We start from the raw sequence: 12490 nt of genomic DNA, 5'->3' as shown, positions 1-12490 counted from the left end.
ATGAATGCCATAAAAAAGCACCGATAACTGGCTCCCTATTGGAGTCGTCATCGGTGCTTTGTGTTAGTTTTACAGTTTAAGCATGTCTTCAAGTGAACTCTCGTTCAGCAGACTTCCTACATAGAAAGAGCCGAATTCGCCATAACGTGCGCTCACTTCATCAAACCGCATTTCGTATACGAGTTTTTTGAACTGGAGTGCATCGTCTGCAAACAGTGTTACGCCCCATTCCCAATCGTCGAAACCAATGGATCCGGTAATGATCTGTTTTACTTTGCCGGCGTAGCTGCGGCCAATCATGCCGTGGCTGCGCATCATGGAACGGCGCTCGTCCATGGACAGCATGTACCAGTTGTCGGCCAATTCGCGCTTTTTGTTCATCGGGTAGAAGCAGATATACTGACGCTGCGGCAATACCGGCTTGAGACGTGCCACAATTTCCGGGTTTTGCATCGGGTCTTCGCCTTCTTTGCCAAGATAGTTGCTCAGCTCCACGACGCTAACGTAGGAATACGATTTGGTGGTATATTGCGCAAACATCGTTTTGTTGAACGCGTTCTCGACTGCCTTGAGATCCTCAAGTGTTTCACGCAGGTGCATCATGACGATGTCGGCTTTCTGGCCAACTACAGTGTAAACCACGGTGCTTCCTTTCGAGGAATCCTCGACATCCTTCCATTCTTTCCAGAACTCCTGAAGCTCGTCCAGTGCTACAGCGCGTTCCTCATCATCGGCTGCTTTCCAAGCGGCCCAGTTAATCGAGCGGAAGTCATGCAGGGCATACCAGCCCTCCAGTGTTGATGCAGCTTCGTTCATTGGTTTTGTTCCTCCTGCAGGTTATATTTCCAAATCCCGGTTAGGGATGGTTTAGAAAAACTATATCGTTTACATTGTATCCCAACATCGAGCACAAGGGCAAATGAAGAGAACATGAATATAGGGGAAATTATCCAGAAAGTTCGTTGCTTCGCCACATTTTTTGCGGTACACTAACTACTAGCCAGAGAAGAAACCACAGTATGCATGCAACTTAACATGCGCTGAGTTCATAAGAAGAGGTGAACGTCACCCGATGCAGTTTATACCTGTGCTGGTATTGATGGTGTTATTTTTCGTTATGATGTTTGGGATCGGTTTCATTCTGAATATGTTGATGAAGACCACCTGGTTTCCGTCGTACCTGTTCATCATTGTCATTTTGCCTGTCGTGGTGTATTCCTTGTGGGATCACACGGTTTCCCTGACGTCACATCTGGGTTCTTTCCATATTGTTGATTATCTTACAGGAGTGGCTGGATTGGCAGGAGCGATCATCAGCGGTTGGACCATTCGCAAGCTGCGACTGGGCGGGTATAAAATGTTTTAACAGGTTGGAGCTGCACACCGTCTCATGGATTACAAAAGACACAATGAGCACAAAAGGTCTTGCCTTTCTCGTAACCGCTTACGCGGGCAAAGGGAGGGCTTTTTGTCATATTGACTAAAGTGGGCATAAACGAATCGCTATGCTGCATATACATGTGGATAACATTTTTTAAATAGTTTCACTTGTTTTATACGGCTGGAGCTTTTATAGTATTCTAGCAACTCTGCGAAAACGTGAATGCTGTCGACCTAGGACGAAACGGAGCGAGAACGGGCCATCTTTTTACCTGTTTTTGAACATTTGAAGATCAGGCATTTATGATAGAATAGATAAACACACTTTTGGGAAGAGGAGATCAAGCCATGCGCATGAAGAATTTGCTGCATTATACTGAACATCATCGCTACTGCGTATACAGGGAGTTTGGACTTAGTGCTCTGGACGACCGTATGCTTACCGGAGCATATCAGCCTATGGTGGGTGCTTTTGCAGTTGGCTTGTATCGGCTGTTGTTTCAGCATCTTCCCGGAGAACAGGTCGGTTACTCTCCCCTTGAACAGCAACGAAAGCTGTTCATGACGCTTGGTCTGGAGCCAAGCGAGAAGGGCCGCAAGTATTTGGTGGAGCAGGCTTCCAAGCTGGAAGCGGTCGGATTGCTTCAGACATCACGTCTTTATATCCCGGAAAATGATGATTATATCTACGAATATGAACTGCAGCCTCCGTTGTCTCCGGCAGAATTCTTCCGGACACAGCATTTGACACTGCTGCTTCGTGACAAGATCGGCAAATTTGCTGTTCTCTCCCTGCGCTCCGGATTTTCCGCAGTCGAGAATGGGGACGCACCTTATCCGGCAGCCAACAAAGAGAATATTTCTGTTCCTTTTTACGATATATTTGAACTCAATACACATGTCATTGATTATGAGTTGGAGCAGGCGCTCTCTGAAGTATCCACATCTGCTCAGCGGAGTGGGACAAGTGTTGCGGCGGAAGAGTTCACTTTGAACTATGCCGACATTATTTTGCGTTTTCCGCGCGAGTCGGTAAATCGTCGTCATGTAGAGAAGTTGAGGTTCGATCACGAACAACTGGGCATTGTAAATTATGTTGTGAACAAGTTCAGTCTTAGCGTACAGGATGTGTGCCGTTTGCTGGATGAGGATGATATCTTCAGTCCGCAAGGGCAGCTCATTTTAGACGATCTTCAGCATAAAGCAAGCCTGCAGTTCCGGCAGACGAAGAAACGGCAGGAGCAGCAGACAGTACAGGCTGCCAAGGTGGTAGCACTGAGGCAGCATATGGACGAGCCTGAACAGCAGAACGATTCCGGGGAGCCGCCTGTGGAGCATGTGGTGCAGATGGAATACTATGTTGAGGTGCCACCACAGTTTGCAACCAAATGCGATATTCATCAATACAACATGATGCTCCGTAACGAGCCGTATACCCGACTGTTACAGACCTTTTTCCCGGGTGCCGTGCCGGATAATCTGGTTGATATTTTTGAGAAAATTGATCTGAGCTACAAGCTGCCTGGTGAAGTCATTAATGTACTTATTCATTACTTGATGCAGCTGCTTGTATCGGGTGGAGAACAGCGGATCAACCGCAACTTCGTGGAAGCGATCGCTTCCAACATGCTGCTGAAGCAGGTCAATTCATATGAGAAGGCAGTCCAATATATTCGTGATCAGGCCAAGGTAAAAGGCAAGCAGGCTGCTGGTGCAGCCGGAACCCGTGCCCGTACATACGGCAAAGGAACCAAAGCCAAGCCCGAAATTCCAATTGTGCAGGACGTTGTAGCTGAGAGCGATGGAGTATCCGAGGAAGAGTTCGAAGAGATGATGAGATTTGCCCAGCAGATGCAGGCGAGCAAACAAAAAGGAACTTCATAGTTGTTTTATTACATTAAAGACTAAAGGCGAGTCCCCTTATTAAAAGGAGGCTCGCCTTTTTGTTGCCTGAACTGCTTTCCTATCTCAAAATGGTTGTGGCCTTATTTCCTGCGTAATCTTCAATCATGAGCTTCAGCGAGCTGCTGCTTGAGGCAGGTGTGAAGGTCATTTCACTCAACTTCGTTCTACCCCGAATAATATAAGGGAACTTTTGTGTAACGTAAGTCACTCCGAATTCCCGCGGTACCTCATTTTCGTAAACATAGATCTTATACCAATCCTCCAGATCAGGCAGGGCAAGCGTGTATTTTCCATCATTTACCGTAACCTTTTCCTTCGCGTATGGTGTAATCTGATGATCAGCCAGTTGTCCGGTAAACGTGACCGGTTTTTGTTTGCCGATGGCAATGTTGAGCACATAATGTTCACCATTCGTTGGCAGTCCCGTCAGGACGGCAGAAGATTTTCCTTTCTTGACCTGTACGGTCTTCGTGAAAGGTTCAGTCGTATATTCGGTTTGAAGGGTGAGCTCGATTGCTTCCTTACCTTTGGTTTTCTTTGGATATTTCCAGCTGACAGTGGCGTCACCCTGTTTGTTGAATTTCACTTGAATGTCCTGAACGGCTGCATCCAAATTATAGGACAGGGTAGCGGGCTCACTCTCACTGCCGTCTGCGCCTACAGCACGGATGGACAGTTCGCCGGAGCGTTTTTTCAGGGATTTAATATAGTAGGTGGAATCATAGATCCCGCCAACATAAGACCCATTTTCGTAGACATTGTACTGCTTCACCTTCGAATAGTCTTCGATGTCCCACTCGACAACGAGTTCATTCGTGTTGGTCAGTGACTTGGCAATGTGGAAACCCGAAGGGGCATCTGGTTTGGCAGCAGATCCATCGAAGATGCGGATTTCACCAATGTTCATCTGATAATCTTCAACCGTTGTACCATTGGGGTCAAATACCAATCCGAAAGCCGCGATTTGTTTGCCTGCATAGGCACTCAAATCCAGTGAAGCTGTTTTCCAGCCTTTCGTATGCTTGCCTGAATTCGGCACATCGACCCGGACCATTTGTGATGGATCGTCTTCAAAGATTAACCCAACCTGCAGGCTGGATTTATCGCTGCTCGATGGTTTGTTGTACGTGAGCTCCAGTTTGGACTGAGCATTAACTGATAGATCCGTTTTGTACAGACGTAGGAAGTTCTCCGCGTTCAGATCACCGTTAACGACAAGAGAACTACCGCCGTTGAAGGCACCGATGGAATCGTATTGATAACGGGCACCCTTCTCATATGTGGGACCATAATCGAAATCAACACTAAGTTTGTCACCTTTGCTATCCATCCACCACTGCCAGGTAACCGGAATATCCTGGATGTTGATGTTGGACCATTCGGAAGCATTGGACACCGTTCCATTTTCATAGTATTGCAGACCATGTCCTGTATTGAAGCTGGTAGCAAAATTCGAACCGTTAATGACGGAACGTTCCGTAAGGTAAGCCGCTATACCGTCCCAGTTCGCGCCGGAAGCATATACATCCGACAGATCAACCGACGCATTGCGGCGAGCATTGGTTGGGTCCTGATTTGGTCCTGACCACCAGGCACGATCGCGTACAAAGGTCATCCATTGATACTTGTCTTCGGCCCTGTGATTGGTGCTGCCATCACCCATCTCTTCGTCAAGGGCATTGTGGGTAAAGTCCGCTCCGAGCGTCGCAATGCTGTTCATGGGCTGACCGTTCTCATCCAGATTGTTGCGCAAGTCATAGAGCTGCTTCCATCGTCCAAACCGGTCATGACCGCCTTCGACTCCGGCGAAGACTGTTTCCAGCGGATCCAGTCCAAGACTGACGGCATGATCGCGTGAATCGCGGAGCATCTCATGGTTCCAGACATAGTTGAGGAAAATGGAATCCGAAACTCTGCCCAGGGCCGTATCCTGTACAAATGGGCTGTTGAGTTCATTGAATTCATTTTGATATTCAATCTCACCTGTCGTATTAATGGTAGAGTCATACCACTGGACATAGAGGCCCTGATCTCGCAGATATTGCATAAATTTTTTGTAGGATGGAATGTCTTCGGGAGCAACCCCTTTGGCTACCTCTTCCTGATTGAAGAAGTACCCATCGTAATTATAGTACTTGGCCATCTCCGCCAATTTGACAGCGACCGGGAAATTACCTTCTTCATCCTGGACGAGCATCTGCTTGTACGTTTGAGGACCGCGGTCATTGTCGGAGAAGAAGATGTTGGCAATGGAACGGACGCCGTTTTTGTGCGCGGCGTTGGTGTAGGCCGGATTCGGAATGTTCAGAATGCCGAATTCGAAATATCGCTCTGTCCACTCCTTGTTCGGGTCATATAGCTCTTCCGGAACTCCGGCAGAAGCCATACCGTGCCAGTAGCTGTAATAGTCTGTATATTGCCAATAATTGAATAGATACTGGCTAAATTCGTTGGTATAAGGGGTGCTGTCGAAGAATGCGTTACCGTAATCACCACTCATCGTAAACAGTTGGGTGTCCGGGCTTAGTTCGGGGTAGGCCTGCGTGGCAGCAAAGGCATCATTACGCGGCTGCAATGGTACATGTGCACGAAGCAGTTCTCCATAGATATCACTTTCCGGTGTCCAATTCAGGATTTGGGCAGAGGTGTAGCCATGCTGATAGGGCTGATTAGCGCCTTTGGCACTGTCACCTGTGTACGGAAGTGTATCCCCCGCATAAACAGATGAGGCGACCAATTGTCCTAGCAGGGCTGACGTGATGGCCAGTGCGGTTACCTTGGGAAAGATGCCTTTCGGTTTGAGTTTGCGTGTCATGCTGTTCCTCCTTCAAGTGGACTGAATGTAAGGTATTCGTTTACACAAATATAAACTTATGGTTAACGATAGTGCATGAAAGCATTTTCAAATAGGGCGAAATTAAAGAAAGGCAGGTATAAACTAAAGAAAAGTTCGAGGTGAGAAGTTAATGTCAGAAGGCAAATGATATAATTCAGACAGGACATCCGCATCGGGGGGAACTTGCGATTTGAAAATTGTTAGCGTTTACAATAATTTCTTCAAAAATAATATGTTTATGAAAATGCTGTTTATTTTCTCGATGATATCCATTGTGACAATTATTACGTTGTCTTATATCATTTTTCTATCTGTGTCCGACTCCACGATTCGTCGGGAGCTGGCCATCCAGAAAGCAGCGATGGAAAGCGTGGACCGCTACATTCATCAACAATATGAGTCTGTACAAAATATGGTGAGAGACATGCATCAGAATGAGGCACTCTCGGCCAATATTTCATATTTGATGAACCATACCTATGCAGATTACGTTCAGCATCTGACGAATGGATATTACGCCAATCAAGATGACTACTCCGCAGATGTATTGAAACATTTTCAGAACATCATGGATCGAAACGCGGACATTCATCAGTTGATGTTATATAGTGCAGAGCGTCAGGACATGTCCATGTTCAGCCCCAATAAGCAATTCAAGAAGCTGGACACGAATGCTGCCCATTCCTATATTCCTGACGTCATGGCCATGGAGACGCCCAATATCAGTGCACCGAACTACTGGATTCGCAAAGAGATAAATGAATGGAGTCCAGACCTTTACGCTATTCGTGTTCCAATAAACAATACACAGACCCTTCGTAATCTGGGCCAGTTCCTCGTTTTTTTTGACTCTGCAGGCATTGGTAATGCGCTTGATAGTTATGAGAGCAATTTTAAGGGCGAAATTGTGGTGTTGTCAGCAAAAGGCACCGTATTATTTGACTCCAGCAGCAATTATTACGGGAAAAAGTATCCTTATGTTGAAGTCGCCGATTCGCTCTTTGATCAGACGGACATGGATTCCATGAAAAAGGAAAAAAACATGTACGTGAACAAGTTTGTTTCGGCAGATCAGGGATATGTCATTGTAGCCACGGTTCCTGTGGAAGAGATGGCTGAAACCTATGCGGGTATTCGCAATACGATTATTTCGATCAGCACCGTGTGTATCCTGTTTGCCGTGCTGGTTCCTGCGTTTTTTATCATTAATTTTGCCAAACGGACCCGGCGTATCATCCGGTTTACCCAGAAGGTGAAGTATGGCAACCTCAGTGCGCGTATCGATGATGCCCGCGATGATGAGCTTGGCCAGATCTCGCATAGCTTTAACGACATGCTCGATGAACTGAACCTGTATATTGAGCGGGTGTACAAAGCCGAGATCAAACAAAAGGAGACGGAACTGGTTGCCCTTCAGGCCAGAATCAATCCTCACTTTCTCTATAACACCCTTGAGGTGATTCGAATGAGGGCTATCTCCCAGGGCGCAAGGGACGTTGGTGAGATGATCTACAGTTTATCCGTGCTGTTCAAGAGCCTTGTTCAGCAGAAAAAGAACTATACTTTGAAGGATGAGATGGAAGCCTGCCGTCTATATCTGGAACTCTTTCGAATCCGCTATAAGGACATTTTCACATACACCATCCAACTGGACCCTATCCATAATCAACATCCTGTGGTCAAGCTCTCCCTGCAGCCGATCATTGAAAACTATGTTGTGCATGGGATCCAGACAGAACGCTCGGATAATCAGCTATCCATTGTGGTGGAAGAGTTGGGTGACGTGCTGCAGGTGGAAGTCAGAGATAACGGCAAAGGCATAGCTCCTGACAGGTTGACCGAGATTCTACAAGAACTGGAACGTCCAGAGGAGTCAGGGCAAATGTTTGGACTGCGCAGTGTACACAGTCGATTACGGTACCTGTATGGGCCGGAATTCGGAATAACGATGGAGAGCACGCTCGGAGAAGGAACCCTGATCAGGGTACGTTATCCTCATACGGAAGGGACAGGTGTTTAGCATGTACAAAGTGTTTATTGTGGACGATGAGCCGTTTATTATTGAAGGGTTATACGAGATTGTGGATTGGTCTTCGTTTGGAATGGAAATTGTAAATCATGCCGGTAATGGTCAGGCGGCACTAAATGCCATCTCTAACCAGCCTGTAGATATTCTGATTACGGATATTTCCATGCCTCTTATGAACGGGCTTGATCTGATTCGTGAAGCAAGACGTGTCCAGCCTGACCTCAAAGTGATTATTCTCAGCGGCTTCAATGAGTTTGAATACTTGAAGGAAGCCATGCAGCTGGGGATCGAAAATTATCTGCTCAAACCGATTAATGTGGAGGAACTTGAATCGACATTGCGAAATACGGCTTCCAAGCTGGATCAAGTTCCGGCAAAAACAAGTTATGATGCCTACGGCATTCAAATTTTGAAGGACAACATCCTTCATCGATGGCTGACGGGACAGATTGCAACGGCGGAATTCGAGGAACGTTCGCTGTTCATGAATCTCACACTGGACGGTCCATGCTATGGCATCGCCATTCTTCGTACGAAGGGAGATGAGCCGGGCATATTTCAACAGGTCCAGTATTTACTGGAAGACAAGCCGTATGTGAGCACTTTTCACGATTTGGATGGAGATATTGTCATGATCGCGAGTGTGGACGACCAACAGACCGATAGACAGCTGTTCATGGATTGCGTTACAGGTTTATGCGGCCAGATCTCTGAGGCACATCCGTCGGCTTATATTGGTGTGGGGAGCATGACAAAAGGGATTCATCAGGCACCAGCCAGTTACAGAGAAGCCAAGCGGGCTCTGCAGTATGTGATGATCTATCCAGAACTTAAAGTCATTGATCATGCGATACTTGAAACGGGGAGCAGTGCAGGGAGTCGTTTCTCCATCGACTGGAAGGAATATGCCAAGCTGATGTTATCCCGCAATACCGAACAGTTGGCTGAGCGAATTCAAATCGATTTTGAACAGTATCGTGACGGAATGACCCCTGTGGAACTGAAGAATACGGCCCTCGAATTGGTTGTTCGCTTCAAAATGGAACTCGAGAGCATCAAACATACGGATGAGTCTGTCATCTACCAAAAAGGGTTAAGGCGGGTGCTGGATAGCAGCACTTTTGCCGAACTGGTGCAGGCCCTACAGCAAGTGGGGAGCGAAACGATTAAATCCCTGCTTCAGGATCTGAAAAATCCAATCGTCAACCAGGTGCTTCAGCATATCGACAAACACTACGCAGAAGAGCTTTCCCTTAAACTGCTTGGCGCACATTATCATCTGCATCCAGTGTATCTTGGACAATTATTTCACAAGGAGACCGGAGAAACCTTTGCCGAGTATATCAATAAATACCGAATTGAGCGTGCCAAGGAGCAGCTGCGAAGTTCCAATCTGAAAGTACATGAGATTGCAAGAAATGTGGGGTATTGGGAGACAGGCTATTTTTATAAACAATTCCGCAAATATGTAGGCATTTCTCCCACCGATTTCAAGGTTATTGGTTAATTCGGTGACGGAAAGATCCGAACTGCGGACTCAACGATTAAGAGACATATCGGGAACAGCAGTGTCAAGCGTAGTGTTTGATGCCAGATGTTACCCGGTATGTCTCTTTCATGTAAGCGATTTAATAAATCAGGGACAAAAACAAGAGTCAGGGAGAATATCTCTTTAATTTGTACCTCGAAAACTTAAGTTTATCTTCTTTTTGAAAATGCTTTCATTCGATAAGGTTATAGCAGTTAGTTTGTTAGTGCTTAAGGGAAAACGAAAAGGGAGGATCTAAATCATGCGTAAACAAAGAAAGAGTTTTTCTCTCGTCCTGGCATTATTGATGGCCGTTACACTTGTACTGAGTGCCTGCGGCGGAAGCGAGAGTGCTTCGGAATCCGGCGGGGCTGGAGATGATTCCGTCGAATTGATCTGGTACACCATCGGTACTCCGCAAAAAGATGTTAACAAGGTCATGGAAGAGGTCAGCAAGTATACCAAGGAAAAAATTAATGCAACCGTAACCATGAAAATGGTCGATTGGGGTGACTACCCTCAGAAGATGCAGGTGAATGTGGCTTCAGGCGAGCCAATGGACATTTTGTTCACCTCCTCGGGCGGATTTGATTATGTACAGAATGCCAGAAAAGGCGCGTTCTTGGAGCTGGATGAACTGCTTCCCGAATATGGCAAAGAGCTGATGGATACGATCGATCCGGCATTCCTCAGTGGTTCCAAAGTGGATGGTCATAACTACGGCATTCCTGCCAACAAGGAACTGCCACAGCAAGAAGTATGGCGTTTCAACAAAACGCTGCTCGACAAATACAATCTGGACATCTCCAATATTCGTACATTGGATAGTCTCGAACCTTTGCTCAAAACAATCAAGGAAAATGAGCCAAGTGTGACACCATTTGCAATGGATAAAAACTATGTTCCTTATGTCCCATATGACTATGTCATTCAGAATCTGCCAATGGCGATCAAACTGGACACTACGGATTACAAGCTCGTGAACATCCTGGAGACTCCTGAAATGAAGGAAGCGCTCACAACGATGAACAAATATTACAAAGCTGGCTATGTATCTGCAGAGGCGGCAACAACGGGTTCGACCAATGACCTGACTACATCAGGCAACTGGTTCCTGGATCGCGCACAGACTCAACCGCTGGCTGACAATCAATGGTCTGCAAGTTACGGATACCCTGTCGTTTCCACACCGGCAAGTGATGCGATCATCACAAACACATCTGTACAAGGCTCCATTATGGCGATCTCTGCCAACTCGGAGTATCCGGAAAAAGCAATGGAATTCCTGAATCTGCTCAATACCGACCCAGTGCTGCGCAACATGGTGGATTCCGGTATCGAAGGCACGCACTACAAAAAAGTGGATGACACACATATGGAAAACCTGGCTGAATCGAAGAACTACGACATGCCATCGTATTCCCTTGGTAACAACATGCTGCTCTATCTGAACAGCAACGATCCGGATAACAAATGGGATGAGTTCAAGAAGTTTAATGCTGAAGGCGTAAACTCCCCAATCCTCAGCTTCAACTTTGATGCAAGCAACGTTTCTGCTGAATTGACAGCTGTACAAAACGTGAAAGAACAATACTGGGCCGCATTGATGACCGGTACGCTGGACCCTGCGACCAACTTGGATCAGGTCATTGAGAAGTTCAATCAAGCCGGTCTTGAGAAGGTAATGGCTGAAGCCCAAAGCCAGCTTGATGCCTGGAGAGCGGAAAATAAGTAAGGTTACATTTGTAGGATCGGGCGGCTGCATGTAGCGTCCGATTCTTTTTTCATTCAAGCCTGAAGGAGGATATCCCAATGACTGCATTTTTGAAAAATCTGATAAGAAACCGAGTCATGCTGTTCATGGTGCTGCCAGGCGCCATCTGGTTCTTCTTCTTCTCTTATCTGCCTCTGGTAGGTACTGTAGCGGCATTTAAGGAATACCGGTTCAGCCGTGAAGGATTCTGGGCCAGTCTTGCAAAGAGTGAGTGGGTGGGCTGGGACAACTTCAAATTCCTGTTCAGCACCAATGACGCGCTGCTCATTACCCGAAATACGCTTCTATATAACATCGCCATCATTTTCCTGGGGCTGGTGTTTGCCGTAGGTTTGGCAATTCTGCTCTCGGAGCTCATTAATAAACGGCTCGCCAAAATATATCAAACAGGGATGTTCCTCCCTTATTTCCTCTCCTGGGTCATTGTAGGTTACTTTGTATTCAGTTTCCTGAGCATGGACCGGGGGATGTTGAATCAGATCATCGGTTGGTTTGGAGTGGAACCTATTCAGTGGTATTCGGAAGCCAAGTATTGGCCGTACATTCTGATCTTTGTCGCACTCTGGAAAACGATTGGCTACAACAGTATCGTCTATCTGGCCTCCATTCTGGGCATTGACCGTTCCCTCTATGAAGCCGCAATGATTGATGGTGCAAGCAAATGGCAGCAGATTCGCAACATTACGATTCCTCTGCTCTCGCCAATCATCACCATTATGACGCTGCTGGCTGTGGGCCGGATCTTCTATGCCGACTTTGGTCTCTTCTATCAAGTGCCGAGGGATTCAGGTACGCTCTATTCCGTTACGAATGTCATTGACACGTATGTATATCGTGGATTGAAAACGAGCGGTGAGATTGGCATGAGTACCGCTGCCGGATTGTATCAATCGGTTGTGGGCTTTGTACTTGTTATCATTTCCAACTATGTGGTACGCAAGATCGATAAAGATAGCAGCTTATTCTAGGACAAGGAAAGGAGTGAACCACTGTGGCTCAACTCGTAAAAAAACGCGACTTCCATCATGTATCCAGCGG

Annotated in this window: 8 protein-coding genes; 6 read left to right on the top strand and 2 right to left on the bottom strand. The window is 46.6% G+C overall.

All coding sequences use genetic code 11. From position 1 onward, the window contains the following. Positions 1-69: 69 nt before the first annotated feature. Positions 70-816 carry a hydrogen peroxide-dependent heme synthase gene (gene hemQ, locus AB3N00_RS23760; RefSeq protein ID WP_413036807.1) on the bottom strand — a complete coding sequence of 249 codons (747 nt, stop codon included), beginning with the start codon at positions 814-816 and terminating at the stop codon, positions 70-72. A gap of 256 nt (positions 817-1072) precedes the next feature. Between hemQ and AB3N00_RS23755 the strand changes: the two genes are divergently transcribed. After that, on the top strand, positions 1073-1366 hold the full coding sequence (locus AB3N00_RS23755; RefSeq protein ID WP_413036806.1) for a YuiB family protein: 294 nt from the start codon (positions 1073-1075) through the stop codon (positions 1364-1366). 362 nt (positions 1367-1728) lie between these two features. Next, a complete protein-coding gene (locus tag AB3N00_RS23750) occupies positions 1729-3264 on the top strand; it encodes a helicase DnaB (RefSeq protein ID WP_413036805.1) in 1536 nt (511 codons plus the stop codon). 79 nt (positions 3265-3343) lie between these two features. Here the strand turns inward: AB3N00_RS23750 and AB3N00_RS23745 are convergent, their stop codons facing one another. After that, positions 3344-6100: an endo-beta-N-acetylglucosaminidase gene (locus tag AB3N00_RS23745; protein WP_413036804.1), complete on the bottom strand. Its 2757-nt coding sequence runs from the start codon at positions 6098-6100 to the stop codon at positions 3344-3346. 211 nt (positions 6101-6311) lie between these two features. On the opposite strand from AB3N00_RS23745, the gene AB3N00_RS23740 reads away from it, so the two are divergent. The 4 genes from AB3N00_RS23740 (at position 6312) to AB3N00_RS23725 (ending at position 12420) form a co-directional block, all read left to right on the top strand. Further along, positions 6312-8141: a sensor histidine kinase gene (locus AB3N00_RS23740; RefSeq protein WP_413036803.1), complete on the top strand. Its 1830-nt coding sequence runs from the start codon at positions 6312-6314 to the stop codon at positions 8139-8141. Between the two features lies 1 nt (position 8142). Next, a complete protein-coding gene (locus AB3N00_RS23735) occupies positions 8143-9657 on the top strand; it encodes a response regulator (RefSeq protein ID WP_413036802.1) in 1515 nt (504 codons plus the stop codon). Between the two features lie 283 nt (positions 9658-9940). Then, positions 9941-11413, top strand: a complete 1473-nt coding sequence (locus tag AB3N00_RS23730) for an ABC transporter substrate-binding protein (RefSeq protein WP_413036801.1) — start codon at positions 9941-9943, stop codon at positions 11411-11413. A 77-nt stretch (positions 11414-11490) separates the two neighbouring features. After that, a complete protein-coding gene (locus AB3N00_RS23725) occupies positions 11491-12420 on the top strand; it encodes an ABC transporter permease (protein WP_413036800.1) in 930 nt (309 codons plus the stop codon). Positions 12421-12490 lie beyond the last annotated feature (70 nt).

This window comes from Paenibacillus xylanilyticus, assembly GCF_047246825.1.
In the GTDB taxonomy this organism is placed as follows: Bacteria; Bacillota; Bacilli; order Paenibacillales; family Paenibacillaceae; genus Paenibacillus; species Paenibacillus xylanilyticus_B.
Note: the sequence above shows the minus strand (reverse complement) of the source record. Positions and strands in the feature narration are given on the sequence as shown.

What these genes read in the sequence shown, in the direction of transcription:
- AB3N00_RS23755 (WP_413036806.1), top strand. Translation starts at nt 1,073, where the DNA reads ATGCAGTTTATACCTGTGCTGGTATTGATGGTGTTATTTTTCGTTATG.
- AB3N00_RS23725 (WP_413036800.1), top strand. Translation starts at nt 11,491, where the DNA reads ATGACTGCATTTTTGAAAAATCTGATAAGAAACCGAGTCATGCTGTTC.
- hemQ (WP_413036807.1), bottom strand. Translation starts at nt 816, where the DNA reads ATGAACGAAGCTGCATCAACACTGGAGGGCTGGTATGCCCTGCATGAC.
- AB3N00_RS23735 (WP_413036802.1), top strand. Translation starts at nt 8,143, where the DNA reads ATGTACAAAGTGTTTATTGTGGACGATGAGCCGTTTATTATTGAAGGG.
- AB3N00_RS23745 (WP_413036804.1), bottom strand. Translation starts at nt 6,100, where the DNA reads ATGACACGCAAACTCAAACCGAAAGGCATCTTTCCCAAGGTAACCGCA.
- AB3N00_RS23730 (WP_413036801.1), top strand. Translation starts at nt 9,941, where the DNA reads ATGCGTAAACAAAGAAAGAGTTTTTCTCTCGTCCTGGCATTATTGATG.
- AB3N00_RS23750 (WP_413036805.1), top strand. Translation starts at nt 1,729, where the DNA reads ATGCGCATGAAGAATTTGCTGCATTATACTGAACATCATCGCTACTGC.